General features: G+C 71.5%; 20 protein-coding genes and 1 pseudogene. 3 read left to right on the plus strand and 18 right to left on the minus strand.

Going from position 1 to position 21565, the window contains the following annotated elements:
* Positions 1-27: 27 nt before the first annotated feature.
* Complete coding sequence (locus tag V2W30_RS01395) at positions 28-576, minus strand: CGNR zinc finger domain-containing protein (RefSeq protein ID WP_338692912.1); 549 nt, start codon at positions 574-576, stop codon at positions 28-30.
* Between the two features lie 208 nt (positions 577-784).
* Between V2W30_RS01395 and V2W30_RS01400 the strand changes: the two genes are divergently transcribed.
* The gene (locus V2W30_RS01400) at positions 785-1723 is read left to right on the plus strand and encodes an alpha/beta hydrolase (RefSeq protein ID WP_338692913.1); all 939 of its coding nucleotides are present in this window, start codon (positions 785-787) and stop codon (positions 1721-1723) included.
* 72 nt (positions 1724-1795) lie between these two features.
* Here V2W30_RS01400 and V2W30_RS01405 read toward each other — a convergent pair whose 3' ends face one another.
* The 16 genes and pseudogenes from V2W30_RS01405 to V2W30_RS01480 form a co-directional block, all read right to left on the minus strand.
* The gene (locus V2W30_RS01405) at positions 1796-2233 is read right to left on the minus strand and encodes a nuclear transport factor 2 family protein (RefSeq protein ID WP_338692914.1); all 438 of its coding nucleotides are present in this window, start codon (positions 2231-2233) and stop codon (positions 1796-1798) included.
* Positions 2234-2327: 94 nt separating this feature from the next.
* Positions 2328-2522: a hypothetical protein gene (locus V2W30_RS01410; RefSeq protein ID WP_338692915.1), complete on the minus strand. Its 195-nt coding sequence runs from the start codon at positions 2520-2522 to the stop codon at positions 2328-2330.
* Between the two features lie 76 nt (positions 2523-2598).
* Positions 2599-3588 carry a sigma-70 family RNA polymerase sigma factor gene (locus V2W30_RS01415; protein ID WP_338692916.1) on the minus strand — a complete coding sequence of 330 codons (990 nt, stop codon included), beginning with the start codon at positions 3586-3588 and terminating at the stop codon, positions 2599-2601.
* Between the two features lie 333 nt (positions 3589-3921).
* Complete coding sequence (locus tag V2W30_RS01420) at positions 3922-4812, minus strand: alpha/beta fold hydrolase (protein WP_425244465.1); 891 nt, start codon at positions 4810-4812, stop codon at positions 3922-3924.
* A gap of 151 nt (positions 4813-4963) precedes the next feature.
* Positions 4964-5485, minus strand: a complete 522-nt coding sequence (locus tag V2W30_RS01425; RefSeq protein WP_338692920.1) for a hypothetical protein — start codon at positions 5483-5485, stop codon at positions 4964-4966.
* A complete protein-coding gene (locus V2W30_RS01430; RefSeq protein ID WP_338692922.1) occupies positions 5452-5646 on the minus strand; it encodes a hypothetical protein in 195 nt (64 codons plus the stop codon). The genes V2W30_RS01425 and V2W30_RS01430 overlap by 34 nt, the downstream gene beginning before the upstream one ends.
* Before the next feature lie 124 nt (positions 5647-5770).
* Positions 5771-8437, minus strand: coding sequence for a hypothetical protein (locus V2W30_RS01435; RefSeq protein WP_338692924.1), 2667 nt, complete (start codon positions 8435-8437; stop codon positions 5771-5773).
* Entirely contained in the window at positions 8343-9188 is an 846-nt protein-coding gene (locus V2W30_RS01440; protein ID WP_338692926.1) for an N-acetylmannosamine-6-phosphate 2-epimerase, read from the minus strand. The genes V2W30_RS01435 and V2W30_RS01440 overlap by 95 nt, the downstream gene beginning before the upstream one ends.
* A complete protein-coding gene (locus tag V2W30_RS01445; protein ID WP_338692928.1) occupies positions 9185-10951 on the minus strand; it encodes an FAD-dependent oxidoreductase in 1767 nt (588 codons plus the stop codon). Before V2W30_RS01445 ends, V2W30_RS01440 begins: the two co-directional genes overlap by 4 nt.
* A complete protein-coding gene (locus V2W30_RS01450) occupies positions 10948-12540 on the minus strand; it encodes a DUF4127 family protein (RefSeq protein ID WP_338692930.1) in 1593 nt (530 codons plus the stop codon). The genes V2W30_RS01445 and V2W30_RS01450 overlap by 4 nt, the downstream gene beginning before the upstream one ends.
* Positions 12541-12661: 121 nt before the next feature.
* Complete coding sequence (locus V2W30_RS01455) at positions 12662-13072, minus strand: ROK family protein (protein ID WP_338703436.1); 411 nt, start codon at positions 13070-13072, stop codon at positions 12662-12664.
* A 52-nt stretch (positions 13073-13124) separates the two neighbouring features.
* A pseudogene (locus V2W30_RS01460) lies at positions 13125-13634 on the minus strand (ROK family protein); the annotation flags it as partial.
* Positions 13631-14407, minus strand: a complete 777-nt coding sequence (locus V2W30_RS01465; protein WP_338692931.1) for a GntR family transcriptional regulator — start codon at positions 14405-14407, stop codon at positions 13631-13633. The pseudogene V2W30_RS01460 and the gene V2W30_RS01465, both read right to left, overlap by 4 nt.
* Entirely contained in the window at positions 14404-15318 is a 915-nt protein-coding gene (locus V2W30_RS01470; protein ID WP_338692932.1) for a carbohydrate ABC transporter permease, read from the minus strand. The genes V2W30_RS01465 and V2W30_RS01470 overlap by 4 nt, the downstream gene beginning before the upstream one ends.
* Positions 15315-16193, minus strand: coding sequence for a sugar ABC transporter permease (locus V2W30_RS01475; protein WP_338692933.1), 879 nt, complete (start codon positions 16191-16193; stop codon positions 15315-15317). Before V2W30_RS01475 ends, V2W30_RS01470 begins: the two co-directional genes overlap by 4 nt.
* 86 nt (positions 16194-16279) lie before the next feature.
* The gene (locus V2W30_RS01480; protein ID WP_338692934.1) at positions 16280-17593 is read right to left on the minus strand and encodes a sugar ABC transporter substrate-binding protein; all 1314 of its coding nucleotides are present in this window, start codon (positions 17591-17593) and stop codon (positions 16280-16282) included.
* 409 nt (positions 17594-18002) lie between these two features.
* Here V2W30_RS01480 and V2W30_RS01485 point away from each other — a divergent pair, with 409 nt between their 5' ends.
* Positions 18003-19172, plus strand: coding sequence for a DUF3370 family protein (locus V2W30_RS01485; RefSeq protein ID WP_338692936.1), 1170 nt, complete (start codon positions 18003-18005; stop codon positions 19170-19172).
* Between the two features lie 59 nt (positions 19173-19231).
* On the opposite strand, the gene V2W30_RS01490 is transcribed toward V2W30_RS01485, so the two are convergent.
* Positions 19232-20296 carry a hypothetical protein gene (locus V2W30_RS01490; RefSeq protein ID WP_338692938.1) on the minus strand — a complete coding sequence of 355 codons (1065 nt, stop codon included), beginning with the start codon at positions 20294-20296 and terminating at the stop codon, positions 19232-19234.
* Between the two features lie 354 nt (positions 20297-20650).
* Between V2W30_RS01490 and V2W30_RS01495 the strand changes: the two genes are divergently transcribed.
* The gene (locus V2W30_RS01495; RefSeq protein WP_338692940.1) at positions 20651-21565 is read left to right on the plus strand and encodes an ABC transporter substrate-binding protein; all 915 of its coding nucleotides are present in this window, start codon (positions 20651-20653) and stop codon (positions 21563-21565) included.

Genomic DNA, 21565 nt, shown 5'->3' on the forward strand with positions numbered 1-21565 from the left:
GTCGGTGGCCCGTCCGAACGCTCGCCGTCAGACCGCGGTGGTGCTCTTACGTGCCCGGTAGGCGGCGGCCTTGACGCGGTTTCCGCAGGTCCGCATGGCGCACCACTCACGCCGGTGGCCGCGCGAGCGGTCGAGGTAGACCTGGGTGCACTCCGGGCGTGCGCACTCACGGAGCAGGGCGCCCTCGTCACCGCCGAGGATCTCGACCGTCGCGCGAGCGAGGGTCGCGAGCCCCTGGGCGACGGATCCGGTGTGGCGCACGCCGTCGGGGGTGAGCTGCACCTTCACCGGCAGACCGGCGGCGCACCGGTTGACCTCGGCGACGTCGGCCGCGGGGAGCGGCTCACCGGCGAGCCGGGCCGCCACCAACGAGTAGATCGCCTCGCGCAGGTCGATCGCGGTCTCTACATCGACCTCGTCGGCCTCGGGTGGTGTGTCGAGCATCTTGGACTCGACGAACCAGTCGTCGAGCAGTGCGGGCGTGGCCAGCTTCTCGGTCGGCTCCTCGTTGCGTCGCGCGCGCAGGGTGCCGACGAAGTCGAGCGGGAGCGTCCCACAGGGAAAGGCATGATTCACGTAACCATACTGACGGGTGACTAACGAAAGTGCAACGTTCGGGTCGACTCGACGACCGCCCGACCGGCGGCCGCCGCCCACCGGACGGGGCATCGGCGGTGGCTCACCCCCGGACGTGGCGTGGATCACAGCGCGGGGGTCGAACTTCGGTGCCGCCGCAGCATCGTGTCGGTGTCATCCACTGCCTTCCGCCGCGAACGGAGCCACCATGAGCGTCACCGCGAACACCCCCGAGGCATCGCCGAGTTCCCGCGCGCTGCCGGGCCCCTTGTCCCCCGGCACGCATTCCCTCACCATCGGCGGCGTCACCCAGCGCTACCACGTCCACGGCACCGGCCCGGTGTGCGTGGCCCACCCCGGTGGGCCCGGCATTCTCTGGGACTACCTGCGTATGCCGCTCCTCGAAGAGCACCTGACCATGGTCTACGTGGAACCGATCGGGACCGGCGCCGCGAGCCGGTTGCCCTCCCACCCGCACGGCTACACGCGGGACCGGTACAGCCGCTTCCTGGAGCATCTGATCAATCGGCTGGGCGTGCCCAAGGTGTATCTGCTTGGCCACTCGCACGGCGCTTTCGTGGCCGCGCACCACGCCGTGCACCGGGCCGAACGGCTCGCCGGTGTCGTGCTGTACGAAGGCGCCCCGGTCACCGGCCTCGAGCACGGCGCGGAGGCCGGGCGCCTGGTGGAGAAGTTCGCCGCCGAGCACGCGAACCACCCCGGTCTCGCCGAGGTGCTCGCCGCGTTCGGCGCCATGTCGGACCTGTCCAGCGACGAGGAGACGACGGCGGTGGCGCGTGGCGTCCTGCCTTCCTACTTCGCCGACTACTGGGGCGACGAGGAGCGCTGGGCGCCTTTCCGTGACGCGGTGCGGGCGGTGTTCATCTCCGGCCTGGACGAGAACCTCTCCCCCGACACGGTCGACGACCGTACGGCGCTCAAGGCGCTCGGCATACCGGCGCTGGTCGTCGTGGGTCGGCATGACGTGATCTGCGGGGTGCGCTGGAGCGAGGAGTTGCACGACCTGATCCCGGACGCGCGACTGGTGGTCCTGGAGCACAGTGGCCACTTCGGGCACCTGGAGGAACCGGAGCGGTTCGACCGGGCCGTGTTCGACTTCGTTTCCGAGACGGGGGCCGGCGCGTAGGCATCGGCGCCCGGCATCGATGTGGCCCGCACCCTGTACGGGGTGCGGGCCACGCGACGGAGCGGAGCCGCCTCAGGTACGCAGGTGGCGGCTCACGTCGCCCACCAGATGGATGGAGACCCGGCGCTCCGTGAATCGCCATGCTCCGTCCCGGCACGCGAAACGGTCCCGGTAGCGTCCAGCGGCCACGGGCTGCAACGGGAACCCGGGCACCGCCTGGAACACCGTGACGTAGGAACGGGCGGTGGCCGTTGCCGCCCGCTCGTCGACGTCGACCGCGAGGTTGGTCGTGACGTGGTGGGTACGGGGTGTGCCGTCCTCGTAGAGGATCACGCTGTCCCGGAGCATCCTCTCCACACCCCCGCCCCTGCCCTGGATCGGTCCGGAACTGCCGATGAACACGGCGTCGGAGAACAGTGCGCCGGCCCCGGCCAGATCCCCGGAGTCGACCAGTTCGGCGTACGTGGCGATCAGGTTCGCGATGGCGGTGGTATCCGCGACGGCACTCACGAATCCGAGAATACATGTGAGCGGCGGCCGGGTTCCGTAGCCGTCAACTCACCTCACCTGGAGGAGAATTGACGGGGCTCTGCCGGGGCCCGCTCTACAGGCCGAGGTCGAGGGCCAGGCAGGAGTAGTACTGCCACTGCCCCTCGGGGTTGTAGGTGCTGTTGCCCCTGGCGGCCGACCCGGTGTCCACGCTCTGGGTCGTGTCCTCGATGCGGATGCGCTCGGGGAGCGCTCCGAAGCGTGCGTGCCGCGCCGCCGCGGCGGTGTCGATGGCGGCTTCCTTGTCCATGACCGTCCTCCACTTCGTGGATTGCGTCCGCTTGACCCCCGGACTCCCTCAAGTCTCCTCCCGCAGACGTAACCCGTCAAGACGGTGACGAACCAATGTGTGGCGCGGTGGCACTCTGGACACCGGCGCGCGGGCGCGGGGTGTGCCACAGCGTCAGGCGGTCGATCCGGCCCTGGTCGAATGCCATGATCCAGGCGACGCCGGGCGGGCAGTGGTCCGGCGCGTCGGGCGGATTGACGAGGTCCATCTCCCACACCACGAGAGAGCGCCCCGCGACCACATGGACGGGGCGTTGGCGGACCCCGGCCGACAGGTCACTTTCCATGCCCGCGAGCAGCAGCTCCGTCCCGCCGAGCATCTCGGCCCCCGCATAGAGCGACACGTCCCGCGCGTAACGGTCGGCGACCACCTTCGCGAACTCCCCCCGCTCCGCGGCGGCCAACGTCGCCCGCGCCTCCGCCCAGGCCGCTCGGGTCCGCGTGCGGGTTTCCGCGTGGCCGTCCTCAGCCGTGGCTTCCAGCGTCCGGGCGAGTCTCGCCCGCGCCTGGCTGAGCCGGCTGCGGACCGTACCGACAGGAATCCCGCAGGCGCGGGCGATCTGCTGGTAGGAGGTGAGACGCAGGGAGAAGTAGCGCAGGACGAACGGTAGTCGCAGCGTCGGGGACAGCCCCTCCACGGCTTCCCAGATCCAGTCCCGCATGACATGCCGGTCGAGTATCTGCTCGGGTGTGACCGAGGAGGACGGTATCGGCACATCCGGGACCGGCTCGATCCGCCGTGCGTCGCGCAGTACGGCCCGGCCGGTGTTGCGCACGACCATCCGCAGCCACGGCCCCACAGCCGCCGGATTCCGCACGTCTCCAATGCGGCGCAGCGCTACCAGCGCGGCTTCCTGCATCACGTCGTCCGCGTCGGGTCCGGGCCCCAGCACGCTGACTGCGACGGCCCGCATTCCGGGGCGGTGGCGCTCCAACAACTGCGCGAGGGCGCTTACATCACCTCCCTGGGCCGCCAGTGTCAGCACTTCGTCCTCGGCGCGTTCGATGCCCGTCACCGTGATGCTCATGGACTGCCCTTCCGTGCGATCCCGCACAACACACGTGGGCGCATGGCGCGGATCGTCGATCGTGTTCGGTCGGCCGTGTTCGGTCGGCCGAGGACCGTCGGCCGAGGAACGTCGCATGGGCGAACCGGTCCGGTACCCCACACCGCCCACATAACCACTCTGACAGGTGACACACCCGAGGGGCAAGTCCCATCACTTCGCGCCAGGTGGGGGGCGTGGCAGCGCCGACCGGATGCGACAGGGCCGTCGCGAGGTGACACCGCGACGGCCCGAGGCTCTTACCGGCCAGCGGATGACGGCCGACGACCGACGACCGACGGCTGATCGAGAAGATCAACGCATCGCATGCACCTCTTGGACCGCGGAAATGAACGCCTCGGGGTTCTCCTGCGGAAGGTTGTGACCGGCGCCCGGGACCACGTAATGCGCCCAGGGACCGGAGAAGTGCGGCGCGTAGCCACTGCCGTCGGTCCAGGGCGTGACGCCATCGGCCTTGCCGTCCAGCGTGACGGTGGGAGCGGCGATCTTCGGCTGGTCCAGCAGTCGCCGCTCCAGTTCCGCGTAGCGCGGATCCCCGGCGGCGGCGCCCAGTCGATGGCGGTAGCCATGGATCACGACGTCGACGTAGTCAGGATTGGTCCACAGCTGCGCGGCCTGCGCGAACTCCGCCTCGGTGAAGCGCCATTCGGGCGAGTTGCGCTGCCAGACGACACGGGCGAGGGCCTCCCTGTTCCGCGCCAGCCCTTTCCTCCCCCGCTCCGTGAGGAAGTAGAAGAAGTACCAGTAGCCGGACTCCACGGACGGCGCCAGTGGCTCGTCGGCGATCGCGAGGTTCTGGATGAGGTAGCCGTTCACGGACACCAGGCCCGTGCAGCGCTCGGGCCAGAGCGCGGCCGCCACGTCGGCTGCCCGGCCGCCCCAGTCGTATCCGGCGTACAGCGCTCGGCGGACGTGCAGGGCGTCCATGAAGTCGATGAGGTCCGCCCCCAGTGCGGCCTGTTCGCCGGATCGGAAGGTGTCGTCGCGAAGGAAGCCGGTCTCCCCATGGCCGCGCAGGTAGGGGATGTAGCAGCGGTAGCCCCGCGCGGCGAGTGCCGGTGCCACTTCCCCGTAGGAGCCCGCGGGGCTGAAGGGCCAACCGTGCGGGAGGATCACCGGCACACCTCCCGCGGGGCCCACGTCGTGGTAGGCGATGTCCAGGAGTTCGGTACGCACGTGACGCACGGGACCGAGCCCTCGCCGCGGCCGCGAAGCCGACCCGTCCTGCGCCGATCCCGACAGCGCGCCCTGGGCCAGGGCGCCCTGGTCCAGGGCGGACGCACGCCCCGCCCCGGCAAGGCCCACCGCGCCCGGGTTCGGGTGCTGAGCACACGGTTCACCATCGCCTCAGCGCGGTCGTACGCATACCTCGGCGAGGACGGTCATCCCGAAGCCCAAGACGACTCCAGGTTCCAGGGGCGGCGATCGATCCTCGCCCGAGCACCGGCCCTACCTTCCGAAGGCCGGCACCAGGGCTCGGCCCCCGTTCCTGCTGGGCCATATTGACGTGCTTCGACGTCCGGCACCTTGCCGTGGACCGGCAGTCTTCGCCGTCCTCTCGATGCCGGACGACGACACAGGCGGACAGTGTCGCGGAGCGGGTGACGCAGTGCTCTCCCTGCGGAATGCCGGCCTGGAGGACGAGAAGTCCGGAGACGACCGAGACGAGGCCCATCGGTCCGATCGCGATGCCGGACTCGGCATACCCGGCGGTGGGGGCGGCCCCCGCGATGCGGATGAGGGCGACGGGCAGGGCGAGGCCGTCGTTGATCCCGCGCTCCACGTTCATCAACTGGCCCAGTTTCGGTGGGACCTCCTCATGCGTCACCAGCGCCCTGCCGACGAAGGCCAGCGGCATGCCCAGGGGCAGGCCGGATTCTTCCAGTGGGCGCGCAGTCCCGGGAACGCCACCTGCATGCCGTCGGTGAACAGCACGGCGAACAGGGCCAGATCCACCGTCACGGACACGATCTCGCTGTCCGGCGTGCCGACAAGACCGCCGACCAGGCCTCCCGGCACACCGCTGGGAACCGTACAGATCACTGACGTAGCAGTGACAGGTTCCTGATAGGCGCTCTTGCCGGCGCGCGTGCACTGCCGCAGCCTGGCCCTGAGATGTGGGGGGAGCGGGTCCTCGAAAGCATCACCCGTTCTCGATCCGCAGGGTCAGCGTCGCGAACGGGGCGAGACGCCACGTGTGGCCCGCGTCGCCGACCACTTCCGTCGGGGAGCCGGTCGGGCTCTCGTCCATGCGGGACAGTACGAGGCGACTGCCCCGCGGGGCAGTGACCACGGCCTGTGCGGGAGTCGACGTCGGGTTCGACAGGCGCAGGACCAGGCACGAACCGTCGTCCGCGAGCTTGAGTGCGCTCAGCAGGGCACCTTCGACTCGGACCGCGCCCTCCGCGGCAGCGGTCCGCGTGTCCGGCCGGAGCTGCCAGGCACGCATCGGCGTACGGTAGGCGGCCGCGCGGCGCGACAGGTCGGCGTCGTCGGCCACGGCGGGCCCGAACGCGGCGGCCAGCCGGAAGTGTTGGGCGCCGGGCAGCTGGGCGTCGTGGGTGGCGAGCATCGGCCCCGCGCCGGTGGTGCGACTGCGCAGGTCGAAGCGGGAGAGCCAGCCCACCGCGCGCAGCAGCGTGACGACGATCTCCTGCTCGCCGCCACCGGCGGTCTCCGAGCCCGCGAGGGCCCGCATCTCCGGCAGCCCCGGCGCGAACAGCGCCGTGCGGTGCGCGCCGTGGCCCACCGCGCCGAGGCTCTGGACGGGGGCCGACCCGCAGACCGCCTCGTGGCCGCGGTCCTGCGGCAGGGGGCCCAGATCGGGGGCGACCGGACGCTCGATCAAGGACCAGTGGCCGTCTCCCGTCCAGGTGTCCGCGCCCCGGTCGGTCGGCAGATGCAGCCGGAGCCGGTGGTCCCGGGCGCGGTTGTCGATCGCGATGTCCCAGCGCAGCAGCGGGTCGCCGTGCCAGCGGGACACGGTGGCGCGCACCGGCACGGCCACGAGGTCCTGCGCGCGTCGCGTGCGGTCCGGGGCGAGCGCCGCGGGAACGTCGAGGACGGCCTCGATCTCCAGGACCTCGCGCACCGCCGACGCCTTGGCGCGGACGCCGGTCAGACGGGGCCGGACGGTCGTGTCATGCACGGGCGGGTCGTAGTTGTACGTGTCTCCGGCGTCGCCGCCGTCGGTGAGCAGGCCGACGCCGGTCAGGGAACTTCCGTCGGCGCGGAGCCAGTTCAGCGAGGCGTCGTCGGCCACGGTCAGCAGACCCCCGTCGGGCGCGGCGATGCCCTCGTCCCCCGTATCGGCCAATCGGGCGGACACGGCAGGGGCGTCACCGAGCCGCACGGTGAGAACACAGCGGCCGAAGCCGGGGATCAGCGGTGTGCGCAGGCGCAGTGCGTGGCGCAGCGACACCCGGGAGTCGGGCAGCAGGTCCAGGTCGGCCTCGAACGCCGTTTCCTCGCCGAGCGGTTCCGTCTCGAACGGGACCGGTTCCCCGTCGGCGGTGCACACCTGCACGGGGTGCCGTCCCGGAGCCGTGAGCAGTTCCGTCTCGACGACGTCGTGGGCAGCATCGGGGTGCGGGTTGAGGACGACCAGATCCGTCCGGTCCTCGGCCGGGTCTCCATGGACGCGTACGTCGATGCCCGCGCGCCCTAGTGCGCGCAGCACGATGTGCTCGCCGAGCTGCGTGACACGTTCGAAGCGGACGGCGTTCTCGCGGTGCACCTCGTCGACGCTGCATCCGCAGATGCTGTCGTGCGGCGCGTTGCGCAGGAGGAGTTCCCAGGCGTGGTCGAGGTCGGCGCGGAGTGTGGCGTCGTCCGGGGCGTGCAGGGCGAGCAGTGGTTCGGCCCATCGTTCCAGCAGGTTCTGCGCGGCCGCGTTGGCCCGCTTGAGGTCCGTCCGGGCAGACAGCGTGCCGGGCAGGATGAAGGTCAAGTACCCCGCGGGGCGGCGCAGTTCGCCCTCGATGAGCGGCAGGAGCGCCGTGTCGGCGGCGATCCGTGCCTCCGTGAAGAATTCCTCCAGACCGCTGTGCCGGAGTGCGGTCCCGCGCATGGAGCCGGTGGCGGCGATGGCGTCGAGGCGGTGCGTGGGATCGGTGGGGGCGAGGTGGTCACCGCCGTTCATGAGGAGCCATGGGCCTGCGGGCGACCGCTTGCGTTCCGTGTCGAGGAAGTCGGCGAGCCGCGAGGCAGCGGCGTCGGTGTCGTCGCCCCACAGCACTTCGGCGCCGTGGTAGCCCTGGTTGACGGCGAAGACCTCGCTGCCGTCGGGTGAACGCCACCGGAAGCGGGCCATGCCGTCGGGGGCGCCGCGCCACACCAGGGCGGTGTCCATGCCGAACTCGTTCAGGAGGCGGGGCAGGTCCGCGGGGTGGCCGAAGGCGTCGGGCGAGTAGCCGACACGCGCCAGGGCGCCGGGGGCGGTGCGCCGGGCGGTGAGCAGGTTGCGGATCAGGTTCTCGCCCGAGACCAGTTGGTTGTCGGCGAGGACGTGCCAGGGACCGACGGTGAGCCGTCCGGCGGCGGCGTGGGCCCGCAGGCGCGCCGCGAGGTCGGGGCGCAGGGCGGCCACGTCGCTGAGCACGATGGTCTGCCCGTCGAGGTGGAACGTCGTCATGCGGCCGTCGTCGAGTTCGTCGCAGACGCGTGCGGCGAGTTCGACGAGGCGGGCACGGAAAGCCTCGAAGGGGCGATACCACTCACGGTCCCAGTGGACGTGGGTGACCACGTGGCAGACACCGGCGTCGGCGGGTGTCTCGGCGACATCCGCGGGGGTGGGGACGGGGACGGTCATGCCGGGTCCTCCTCAAGGGGCGGGAGCGCCGGGTCGGCGACAGGGCGGCTACGAAGCGGGAGGTGATGCTGGCGGGGCGGGTGATGGCTCCGCCGACGACGACGGTGTGCGCCCCGAGGGCGAGCGCGTGGGCGGCCTGCTTGGGGGTGCTGATCCGGCCTTCGGCGACCACGGGCACGGTCAGGGCGGCGACGAGTGCGGACAGCAGGCCGAAGTCGGGGCCGGGACCGGCGGGCGCGTCGCCGGTGTAGCCGGACAGGGTGGTGGCGACGGCGTCGGCGCCCGCCTGCTGGGCGGCCAGGCCCTGGTCGAGGGTGGCGACGTCGGCGAGGACCATGACGCCTTCGGCGCGCAGCGTACGGATCGTCCCGGCCAGGGTGCGCCCGTCGGAGCGTGGCCGGTCGGTCGCGTCCAGGGCGACGATGTCGGCGCCGCTCGCGGCGACGCGGCGGGCGTGTTCGAGGGTCGGTGTGATGTAGACGCCGCTGTCGCCGTCCTTCCACAGGCCGATGACAGGCACGTCCACGGCGGCCCGCACCGCGGCCACGTCGGCGGGTGTGTTCACCCGTACGCCGACCGCGCCGCCCTCCACGGCGGCCCGGGCCAGCCTCGCCATGATGTCGGGGCCGTGGAGGGCCTCCCCCGGAAGCGCCTGGCAGGAGACGATGAGTCCGCCTTTGAGCAGGGCGAGGCGGGAGGGGGTCACGGTCGGTGCCGGTACGGAGCGCACGGAATGCCTTTCGTCGGTCATGCGGGCACCCCCGGCGTGCCCGGCAGGGTGGGGACGACGCCCGCCCACAGAGCTGCCGCGGCCTGCGCCCAGGTCGCTCCGGAGGGCGGGTCGGGAAGCCGGACGCCGGCCAGGTGTTCGGCCGCGGCGCGCAGGGGGCGTACCGACTCGGGGGTGGCGGGCAGGTCGGGGTGCACGTCGAGGTCGCCGGACCGGTCTCCGTCGAGGGCGCCCGCGGCCGCGAGCAGTTGGACCGGCACGAAGTGGACGTGGTCGTCGGGCACGTCGAGGGTCCAGGCGATGGGTACCCCGAAGCGCGTCAACTGCATTTGCATCAGGGTGAGTTCGGTGCGGTCGCCGGTGATCGTGGCGGGGTCGGTGGCGCGGGCGCAAACCTGGGCCGCGAGGGCTCCCGCCGCTTCGCCCACCGCCCATTCGCCGTGGTGGACGCGGTAGGCGGAGGCCGCGACCTGGGTGGCCGCGAGGTTCTTGGCGGCGGCCAGGAGGTTGCCCGGTCGGGGGGCGACGAGGCTGGACAGCGGCACCTGGAAGGGGGCGGTGGGTGCGTAGGCGCTGCGCGGATGCCCCACGCGACTGTGCAGGTCCATGTGGTAGAGGGCCAGACCGCCGGAGTCGTGGAAGGTCCGGGCGCGGGCACGGCCGGGCACGGCTTCGAGGTCCTGCTGACGTATCGGCCGCGCCGTGCGGAGCCTGCGCGACTCCCGTAGATAAGGCTCTTCTGCGTACCCGTCGTCGGTGCCGGTCACATGCGGGGCGAGGACGAACTCCGGGTGTCCGGTGCCGCCGTCGTCGCGCGGGCACTCGGTGCGCAGCCAGTGCAGGAACGCCGCGGAGAGCCGCTTGGCCTCGGCGTACACGTGTGCCGGAGCTGCGAGAGAGGAGACGCCGGCGTAGTCGTTGCCCGCCCAGTTGATGAGCGCGGCGTCCCGGCCGCCCAGCGTGTCGGCGTCCCGGAGCCGGCGGTACGTCCAGAACGGGAGGTGCCCGTCGGGGCCCTCGCGGAACACGCGGTAGCGGTGGGCGCGGTCGTCCCAGCCCGCGATGTCGAGGGTGAACGGCTGGGTGTCGCGCCAGTGTTCGTACCCCTCGGGTGCCGGGCCGACGGGCGGCGGTTCCTCGCCGTCCGCCAGGCGTTCCACGACGAAGCCGACGGTGCACGACTGGACGGCTTGGGGCTGTTCGGCGCCGGGCAGGGCGAGGGACTCGCCGAACGCGTCACGCCCTTCGGAGCCGCAGACCCAGGGGGTGCCGGTCAACGGCAACAGGTCACCGGCCTCGGTGGCGTCGCAGAACACGCGTCCGGCGACGGTGATGGCGCGGCCGTCCGCTGCCCGCAGGTCGAGCGCGGTGATCCTGTCGCCGTCCTGGTGCACCGCGACGGGGGTGACGGCACGCAGCACCGTCAGGCGGTTTCCCGCGATGTGGGGCGCGAGCATCTCCTCCAGCGCCTCCTCGGCGGCCGCGGGTTCGAAGCACAGGCGGCTCACCCAGCCACCGCCCGGGTTGGCGACGCCGCCGTAGCGTGCTCGGATCAGGGTGCGGAAGGTCCGGTAGGAGCGGGAGACGCCCCCGGTCTCGACGTGGGGGTGCTCGTCCAGGGCGGGAACCAGTTGCGTGGTGGCCTGGCCACCGAGGCGCCGCTTGGGGGACGCCAGCACGACCGTGCGGCCCGTCCGGGCGGCGGCCAACGCCGCGGCGACGGCGCCGAGCCCGGATCCGGCGACGACGACGTCGGCTTCGAGACGGGCGGGGGGCGGGGTCATCGCTGCTCCTTGGATTCACCGGTGCGGTGCGTGTCGCGAACGTCCCGGTGCGCCGCGGAGACCGCGGCGGGGGTGAGACGGAAGTCGACCTCGAACGTGCGCCGCCACGGAAGCCGGACGCTCGCGGGGTCGACGGCCAGGCCGAACTCGGGCAGGGACGCGAGGTGTTCGCCGAGCTGCTCGGCGATCGCGTCGAGGACCGGATGTCCGTCGGGCACGTGGTCGTGACGGCCCAGGACGCTGTTCAGGCAGGCGCGGGCCGATGCGCGCACCCGCGTCATGTATCCCCAGTCCTCGGTGAACCGGTGCGCGAGGAGCGCCCGGTGCGCGGCTTCGTCGAACGTGCCGGCCCGGCGGGCCATGACCGCCGTCGTCCCATGGGCGAGCGCCGTCCCGACGGTGTTGCCCGCGGTGTTCCAGCCCGCGTAGGCGGTCAGCCGGTGGGCGGCACCCACGTCGACGAGTGCCTCGGCCAGAAGCGGGTCGGCGCCGTTGGGCTGCGCGCAGTCGGCGACGGCGACGGCGTGCCCGGTGTCGAGGAGCTCCACGGCCCGCTCGGCGACCGTGCGGGCGCGGGCGACGGCGTCCGGGGCGCGGTGCGCGGGTGGCGCCACGGCCCAGTCGCCCGCACCGTCCGGAGTGTGCACCAGCAGCCGTAGGTCGGCACCGGTGCTGTCCGTGACGCGGGCGCCGCAGGCGGCGATCTGCCCGTCGACGGTGACGCCCAGGGGCAGGTTCTCGTACGGTGCGACGCGGGCGAGGCCCTCGGGGTCGACGGCTTCCACGCGCACGGAGACCGGGCCGCCGCCGAGCAGCCGGCCCAGCGTGCGGGCGACGAGCGTGGTGGTGGCCTCGTCTGCGCCGGGGCGCACCGAGACCCGGCCGGCCATCTCCAACCGCTCGCTCCAGCGGCGCAGTTCGGTCAGTTCGGCGGTGGCCAGTCCCCACGGGGCGGTGTCGTCGGCGCCGATCACGAGGGTGTCGAGGACGCCTTCCGCGGCGAGGCCGAGAGCGGCGAGGTTGAGCGTGTGGTTGCGCAGCCGGCGTCCGAGGAAGTCCGCGCGGACCGCGTCGGGCACGCCGGCGCGGGCGTCGGCCCGCTCGACCGGACACGTCTGGGCGCTTTCCTGTGCGCGGTGCAGGGCGGCGGAGAGCCGGTGCAGACCAGGGCCGTGCGGATCCCAGTAGTCCGGCTCCTCCATGGCGTCGGCGGAGTCCGGGGTGCGGGTGACCAGCGTGACGGCGTGCACGGGCACCCCGTGCGCGGCGATGCGGCGCACCGGGCTCCAGCGGTGCAGCGCGCGGGCGGCGTCGATCCCGTCGGTACGGGAGGCGATCAGCCCGCCGTGTCCGAGCGTCTCCAGACTGACCACGGCGGCGTCGGCGTCGGACGAGGCCCGTTCCAGCCAGTCGCCGAGGCCGTCGGCGTCCCCGGCTGTGCGCAGCGCGGGCATCGAGGCCGGGGGCGGGGTCCGTACGTCGACCCCGGCGACGGCCGCGACCTGGACCGGCAGCGCGGCGCAGGCGGGCCGTTCGTCGAGGGGCAGCAGCGCGATCACCGGCGTGGAGCGCGTGGGTTTCCTGCTCATGTACGAGGTTCCTCTGAGGGGGTTCGGGCGATGCCGGCGGCTCGGGCCGGTGGCGTCGGACAAGGGGGTGCCACGGAGTACGCGACCGAGGGCCTCACGCAGGGCGGTTGTCCGGCCCCGGCTACGCGTGAGCAGGCGTGACGTCTCCGGGAACGGGGGGCGGAACAGGCCGCCGCAGGGCGTGGACCGCGACGCCGAGTGCGACCGCGTCGGCGCCGAGCACCGCGGGGCGAACCGGGACCTCACGCAGCAGCGGCAGGGTGTGCGCTGACAGTTCCGCGCGCAGCGCATCCAGATACCAGGGTCCGGAGTCCAGGACACCGCCGGCGACGACCACGACGTCGGGGTCGAGGGCGGAGACGACTCCGGCCAGTGCCTCGCCGAGGGCGGCGCCTCCTCGGCGAGCAGGGCGCGCGCCCGCCCGTCGCCGGTGTGCGCGGCGGCGGCGACGGCCCGCAGATCGCGGGCCGGGAACCGTGCGGCCAGCGCGGGTCCCGACGCCGCGGCCTCGACGTGTCCCTGTGCCCCGCAGGGCAGGTCAGTCCCCTGGCTGCGGCCACGGGGATGTGCCCGATGCTTCCGGCGGCGCCGCGACGTCCGACGAGGACGTGCCCGCCCACGGCGACGGCGCCGCCGATGCCGGTGCCGGCCATGACCCCGACCGCGTGGCGCGCGTCCCGTGCCGCTCCGGCGGCCGACTCGCCGACCAGGAAGGCCTGGACGTCGCCCAGGACGCGGACGGGTCGCCGCAGGCGCTGCTCCGCGAGGTCGGCGACGGGGGTGCCGCTCCAGCCGGGCAGCGCGTCGGTGGCGGACGCGATGTGCCGGCCGTCGGGGGCGACCACTCCGGCGGTGCCGATCCCCACGTGCTCGACCGTCAGGGCGCGTTCGCGGGCCGCCTCCATCATCCGCTCGGCCAGGGCGAGGGCGTTGTCGAGGACGGCGTCGGCGCCGTCGCCGGCCGGTGTGGGGGCGGTGGCCCGGGCGAGCGGCCGGTACGACGCGTCGAAGAGCACGGCCGCCGACTTCGTGCCGCCTATGTCCACCCCGAGAAGCGCCGGGCCCTCCTGTTGCGTGGAAGGGACGGTGGTCACGGTCGTGGCTCCCTGGTGATGGTCAGTCGGTAGTCGTAGCGGTCGGCGCGGTAGAGGCTGACGGCGCGCTCGACGGCGCGGCCGCGTACGTCGCGGGTCACGCGCTCCACCTGGAGCGCCGGGAACTGCGGTGGAACGCCGAGCAGTTCGGCCTGCCGGGGGTCGACGACGGTCGCCCGGATGGTCTGGTCGGCCTGCTCGGGCGCGGCCCCCGACCGGTCGAGCCAGTCGTACAGCGAATGGAGTTCGCCGCTGTCGGCGAGGCCGGGGACGACCTCCTCGGGCAGCCAGGCGTTCTCCAGGCACATGGGCTCGTCGTCGGCCAGGCGGAGCCGTTCCACGTGGACGACGGGGGTGCCGGGCGCGACGAACAGGTCACGTGCGCAGGCGAGGTCGGCCGGGGTCCGCTCCAGCAGCAGGAGCCGGCTGCCGGGGACCATGCGGCGCCCGCGGATGTCCTCGGAGAAGGAGGTCAGGCGCAGGGATTTGCTGATGGTGGAGGGGTCGGCGACGAACGTGCCGGCTCCCTGGACGCGGTAGACGCGCCCTTCCTGGACCAGGCGTTCCATGGCCCGGCGCACGGTCATGCGGCTGACGCTGTGCCGTTGCATCAGTTCGCGCTCGCTGGGCAGCGGGCTGTGGGGGTCGAGCCCCTCGTCGATCAGCGCGAGCAGGTCGGCGTAGAGCGTCTCGTGCTTGCGCTCCTGCGCCCCTGGCGTGTCGTCCTTGGCGTCCGGACGCGCGCCCGCGCCGTCTTCCTGAGTCGTCGTCATCCCTTGACCGCCCCTTCGCCTACGCCCCGGAAGAAGAACCGTTGCAGGCAGAAGAAGAGAACCAGCAACGGCACCACGGCAATCATGGTGCCAGCCGCGATGACGCGCTGATCATTGGTGAACGTGCCCGACAGGTACTGGATCCCGACGGTCAGTGTGCAGTGGGCGGGATCGGAGAGCACGATCAGTGGCCACAGGAAGTCGTCCCAGGAGAAGACGAAACTGAAGATGGCGACGACGGACACCGTGCCGCGCACGGAGGGCAGGGCGATCCGGACGAAGCGCTGCCACTCGCCCGCGCCGTCGAGGACAGCGGCCTCCTCCACCTCGCGCGGCAGGCTGCGGAACGCGTTGCGGAAGAGCAGGACGGACAGACCGGTCACGGCGGTGGGCAGCGCGACACCGAGCAGGGTGTTGTTGAGGTGCAGGGAGCGCATCATCAGGAATTCCGAGACCATGATGGACTCGAAGGGGATGATCATGGTGGCGAGGAAGATGCCGACGGCGAGGGCGCGCCCGCGGAACTTCATGCGCGCCAGCGCGTAGCCCGCGAGTGAGCCGAGCAGGCAGTTGGACAGGGCGCTGCCGGTGGCGACGAGCAGGGAGTTGAGCCCGTACCTGAAGACGGGGATCGTGTCGACGACGTCGGCGTAGTGGCTCAACGTGGGGTGGCGGGGCAGCAGTTGCGGCGGGTAGCCGAAGACCCTCTCGCCCGTTCCCTTGAGGGAGGTGGACAGCTGCCACAGGAAGGGGCCGACCGTGACGAGCAGGACGGCGACGAGCAGGACGTAGCGCACGACGAGAGCGGCAAGGGCGCGCCGCGAACGGCGGGGGCGGGCCGGAACCGGCCGCGGTGCGGTCGGCGCGCCGGTTTCGGCGGGGCGCGCGGGTGCGGCGGTGGTGGCGTTCATGCCTGCTCCTCCCGGGAGTTGAGCCGTGTGACCAGGACCGACAGGCCGAGCGTGGCGACGAACAGGGCGAGGCTCATCGCCGACGCGTAGCCCGCCTCGCCGCCGAGGCCCAGGCCGGTCTCGCGGATCGTGTAGACGAGGGTGCGGGCCTCTCCGCCGGGCCCGGCGCTGCCGCCGCTGAGGGTGTAGACCTCGGCGAACACCTTGGCGCAGGCGATGGCGGCGAGTGTGGCGACGAGAATCATGGTGGGCCGCAGCAGAGGAACGGTGACGTGCCAGAACCTGCGAACGGCGCCGGCGCCGTCGACCTCGGCCGCTTCCAGCAAGGACCTCGGCACATTGGCCAGGGCGGCGAGGTAGATGACCATGTAGTAGCCCAGTCCCTTCCACACGGTCATGGCCATCGCGCCGGCCAGCAGCCAATGCGCGTCGGTGAGGAAGGGGATCGGCTCCGTGACGACGTGCAGTCCCCGGAGCAGGGAGTTGACCATGCCGTCGCTGGACAGCAGCCAGGACCAGATGAGTCCGGCGACGACCATGGAGGCGACCACGGGCGAGTAGTAGACGGCGCGGAAGAAGCCGATGCCGGCGATGCGCCGCTGCACGAGCAGCGCGACGAGCAGCGGCAGGGTGACCACGAGCGGGACGACGATGACGAGATAGAGCGCGGTGTTGCGCAGCGACAGCCAGAACTGGTCGTCGTGCGCCAGCCTTCGGAAGTTGTCGAGGCCGGTGAAGTGGCCGCCACCGAGTGTGCTCGCGTCGGTGAGGGAGAGCACGGCGGTGTTGCCGAACGGGACGATGAAGAAGGTGATCGCGACGGCGAGCGCCGGGGCCAGGAACAGCCAGGGGACGTACCAGCGTCGGCCGGTCACAGGTTCCTCCTCGGGTGTGGTGCGAAGGGGTGGCCGGCGCGCGGGGGTGTCGCGCCGGCCACCGGGAGGCGACGGTGCGTCGCCGGTCAGTGGGCGGTGACGGCGTCGGCGGCCGCGACCGCCTCGTCGAGTGCCTTCTTGGGGCCGAGCTTGCCCTGGAGGGCGAGTTGAATCTTGGCGAGGACGGCCTGCTTGACGCGGTCGTCGTACTGGACCGGGACCAGGCTCTGCGCCTTGGCGATCTGTTCCGCGGAGATCCTGCGGGCCTGGGCGTCGACGGATCCGTCACCCTCGGCGGTGAAGTAGGGGTTCTCGAGGGCCTTGCTGACGCTGGGCAGAACGGTGACGATCTTGCTGAAGGCGAGCTGGTTCTTGCTGTTGGCCATGTAGCTCGCGAAGGCGAGGGCGGCGCGCTGGTTCTTGCTCGCCTTGGGGACCAGCAGGCCCATCACCGACATGTTGGTGATGCCCTCGGGGCCGGTGATCTGCGGGCCGACCCCGGTCGCCTCGGCGATCTTGGGCGCGTTCTGCTTGATGATCGTCAGGAAGTTGGGGCCGGAGGGGAACAGGCCGATGTTGCCCGCCTGGTAGGCCTCTGTCTCCTTGCTGTGGTCCTGTGTCAGCGAGTCCTTGGGGTAGACACCGCCCTTGTATGCCTTGACGAGCTTCGCCAAGTAGGCGGCCGCTTCCGGCGTGTTGAAGGTCCACTTCTTGCCGTCGGCGTCAAGGAGCGGCACGCCCTGCTTCGCCAGGTCGGTGATGAAGCGGTTCTCCAGGGCGGGGTGGATGCCGTAGAAGGAGCCCTTGCCCGCCTCGGAGAGCGCCTTCCCGTCGGCGAGCAGGTCGTCGAAGGTGGTCGGCGGCTTGGCCGTGTCCAGCCCGGCCTTCTTGAACAGGCCCTTGTTGTACATGGTGACCTCGGAGGTGAGGTACCAGGGAATGCCGTACGAGCCGGGGCGGCCCGGGACGGTGAACGCCTTCCAGGCTCCGGGGACGTAGTCGCCCTTGATCTTCGCGGCCGCGCTGTCCATGTCGACGAACAGGCCCTTGTTCTCCAGGGGTTGGGCGAACTGCGGGTTGAGGTTGACGACGTCCGGCAGGGTGCCCGCGCCCGCGTCCGCGGTCAGCTTCTCCTGCGCTCCCTGGAAGGGGATGTCGATCCATTTGACCTTGACGCCCGGGTTCTTCTTCTCGAAGTCGCCGATGACGCCCTCGACGTACTTCGTGAAGGTCGGCTTCAACTGAAGGGTCTCGAAGGTCACGGTGCCCTTGAGGGGCCCCTTGCCGGAGGCGGACGAGCCGCCGGTCTCATCGGACGAGCCACCGAGGCCGCAGGCGGTGGTGAGCGAACCGACGACAGCGACGGCCGCGACGAGGCGAAGACCTCTGAAGGAGGGCATGGGGCTCCTAGGGAGAGTCTGGGCGGGTTCAACGCCCAGGGAGATCCAGGGTTGTGCAGCACTAGAGAGAGAAAGTGGTCCGTACCACTTGCCGAGTTGAGTGTGCTGACGGACTGTCCGTTCGTCAACCCCTCAACCTCCTGTTCTCCTCTGCCGCCGCCGGCCATCCCATGTCGCCGACAGCGGGAATCCGCGCCGTACCTCTTGTGGCAAGCGCCTCCGCATGCGTTGATACCGCCTGTCACCTCTACGGAAGGACCCCTCCCCCATGGCGACTTCGCCCGCCCGCCGCACGCTCCTCAAGGCGCTTCCCCTCGCAGCGGCCGGAGTGGCGGTCGGCACGTCAACCGCTTCCGCAGCCACCCACCTGCCTGAAATACGTACGGACCAGTCACTTCAGAGAGTTCCGGTGGCTCGGACCACTGCCCGATTCGCGGAGGACGCCTGGACGCTCGGCACCCCGACGGCTCCGGGCCCGATCGTCGTGCGCGAGCTGCTGCACCCGCTGCCGGGCGCGTACACGGGTCCGGAGATCGTGGTCTCCAACAACCCGGAGACCATCACGGGCCCCGGCTGGCTCACCCAGCACGCCCGCACCACGACCACCCGGGGCGGCAGCGACCACGCCCTGTCCGGCACTTTTCCGCTGTACCTGTACCACCAGAACAGCACGGGCCAGAACGCGTACCTGCACGTGCTGATCGCCAATTCCGGGACAGCCGTCGCCCGGGTCGGCGCACGCGGAGCGATCTGGACCAACAAGGACAAGCCGCTGGTCCAGGACCCGGCGAGCCGAGCCGGCACCGGCCCCTGCTACGCCACCTCGCACGACTGGCTCAGCGGCGACACACGCCAGTGGCTCGCCCCCGGGGACCTTGCTCCGGGCGCCTTCGTCGAGGCGGCATGCGTGCCCATGAACGGCAGCATCATGGACGGGCTGTTCGAGGTCACCGCGAGCTCGGGGGTGCACACGTACACCGTGGTCACCCTGGACGGCAGCACCGACACGGCGATCCGTTACGCCCTGGACGACGCGGCCGGCGCGCCCGGCAACACCAAGCCGCAGACGCCGACCACCTACGGCCGCATGTCCGGCGTCTACGCGTCCTCCTACTGGAACGCCGGCACCTCGCTGGTCGACGTCCCCGCCCCGGGCGCCCACCTGGGGCTCGCCGTGAACGTGACGGGACGACAGGTCGCATCCCTCGACCAGACGGCTCCGGCCACCGCGGCCCTGGCCGACTCCTCCCAGCGCAGCTGGGGCAACTACGGCTCGTGGTACGACATCGGGCTGAAGCTGCGCAACCGGAGCACCCTGCCGCGCACCGTGCGGCTCACCTTCGGGTCCAACATCACCGGCCCCGTGGACGTACCCGGAAACACCTGGAACGGCGCCCTGGGCCTGTCCGTCGACGACGCGCCGGAGACCATCAGGACCGTCTACGTCCGGCCCACGGTGCCGCGCGACACCCTCGCCACGCTGACGGTCGAGCCGCAGACCCTGCGCCGGGTCCGGCTGCGCTTCCTCGTGCCGGGGCTGATCAGCGCCGGTTCCCAACTCCTGCTGGAGAGCATCTAGAACGGGCCTGCGCCCGGGGTGACGCGGCGGCGGGCCGGCGTGCCACCCCGGGCGCGGGTTCACGCGCAGGGCGCGGCCGGGGTTCCGTCGTAGAGCCCCGTGTCCGCCCGCCCGGCGACGACGCTGCGCAGGTAGTAGCCGCAGTCCGGCCGCTGCGCGAAGTCGAACGTCGCCCCCGGCCTCAGATGCCAGATCTTGAACCTCTGATAGGTCAACGGCTGCCCGGCGACCGCCTTCTCGGGCCGGTGGTCGGCCAGAACGACATAGGCGTCGGCCCCGAAGAGGGTGCCCCTTCCCTGCGCGTCGACGTACAGGGAACCGCCTCCTTCGTCGATCCCGACGCCCCAGGCCCGACCCTGCGTGGTCAGGCCGTCCTGCACCGCGCGGGCGGTGAACGCCATCAGGCGTCCCATCCGGTCGCGGGCCACGAAGTGGGAGTCGTTGACCGTGTCGCCGTAGTGGGGCCAGGAGAACATTCCGGTGGTGAGGGTGACGTACGAGTCGTAGGGATCGGCCAGCGCCTCCCCGCTGGTGACGCTGCCCACGCAGGCGTCGTACACGACGGAGCTGTTGATGTGCGTGCCGGCGCTGCCACCGCCGACACCTCCTCCTTTGGCGACGACGGACTGGACGGACGCCTGGAGCCCGGTGCCCTTCCACGCGGTGTAGCGGCACTGGTCGCCACCCGCGAAGTACACGAACTCGGCATTGCGGATGTCCTGGTTCACCTGCGGGTCATTGCCGTCCGACGCTCTGGTGAGGGTCCAGGTCGTACAGGAGTTGACGCCTCCCACCCCCATGACCACATCGCATTCGGGAGTGGCGCTGCCCGAGCTGGGGGCCGATCCGGCGAGGACGACGACATCGATGCTGCCGCTGCCGCCGCGGATGGCGTCGACCGCCCGCCGCATCGACGCGGGGACGACCGCGCCGTCGCCGTTCATGGTGTAGGCCGGACCGCCCCACGAGGCACGGCCGACGTCGGCCGAACTGCCCAGGCGTACACGCGAGGCCCGCGCGTCGGCGGGCGTCGCGAGGAGTCCGGCGCAGGTCAGAGCAAGAGTGACGGTGATCAGGGCCCGACGCGCCAGACGGCCGCGGGGGGTGACGGACAGAGGTCGCACGAGGTCTCCTTCCGTTGCGGTCTCGCGGCTCGACGCCGGTACGTCGGTCACGCCGCGAGGCGATTCCGGAACATACAGCCAGCCTTGATGCAGCGCCATATGTAACGCGAGAGATCGCATGACCTGTCGGTCGCCAGCTACGGGCGTGAGGGCGTCTTCGCCTAGACATTGCGGAAATTGGGTCCTCATTCGGCCACCTCGGAGTCTCGTTACGTGAACGTAACGAGCGATACATCTATCCACAGCACAGGTACAGATGTAATTTCGCAGCTCGAACACCTCACCACTGCTGCCCTGCCGAAGGACTGCCCTGTGAACCCACCCTCCGCGTCTCGCCGTCTCGCTCTCGCCGCCGTGTCAGCGGCACTGCTCGTGGGCACCGTCTCCGCGTGTGACAGCGACTCAGATTCCGTCGCCGCCGAGGCGCCGGCCTCCGCCAAGATCGCCGGTGTCACCGTGAAGCGGGACGCCCGTCTGCACGACTCGCTTCCGGAGGCCATCAAGAAGGCCGGCACCGTGCGCGTGGCGACGGACGTGCCCTACGCGCCGTTCGAGATGTTCGTCAAGGAAGGCGAGTCGCAACTGACCGGGCTCGACTACGACCTGGGGCAGGCGCTCGGCGCCCGGCTCGGGGTGAAGTTCGCCTTCACCCCGCAGAAGTTCGACGGCATCGTGCCCGCGATCCAGGCGGGCAAGTTCGATGCGGCCATGTCGGCGATCACCGACAACAAGGAGCGCCAGCAGGTCGTCGACTTCGTCGACTACTCGCAGTCCGGGTCCGGCGTCCTCGTCGCCGAGGGCAACCCCCAGAAGATCACCGACCTCGACGACCTGTGCGGCCGCCCGGTCGCCGTGCAGGCGGCGACGAACCAGCTCAAGCTGCTCACCGCACACCAGAAGGAGTGCGCGAAGAGCGGGGGCGGCAAGATCCGCATCCAGACCTTCCCCAAGGACTCCGACGCCCAACTGGCCCTGCGCTCGGGGAAGGTGGTCGCCGACGTCCTGACCAAGCCGGCCGCCGGCTGGACCGCGAAGACGGCCGACGGCGGCAAGGCGTTCGATCTGGTCGAGGACCCGAAGGCGCCCGGCGGCTACAACGCCTCCCCGAACGGCATCGCCGTGACGAAGAAGCTGCCCGCCCTCACCGATGCCGTCCAGAAGGCGTTGCAGTCCCTCATCGACGACGGGACGGTGGCGAAGATCTACGGCAAGTACGGCGTCGCGTCCATCGCGCTGAAGGCCGCCACGAAGAACGCGGCGGTGGACTGA

Origin of the sequence: Streptomyces sp. Q6, from assembly GCF_036967205.1 — a bacterium.
Lineage (GTDB): Bacteria > Actinomycetota > Actinomycetes > Streptomycetales > Streptomycetaceae > Streptomyces > Streptomyces citrinus.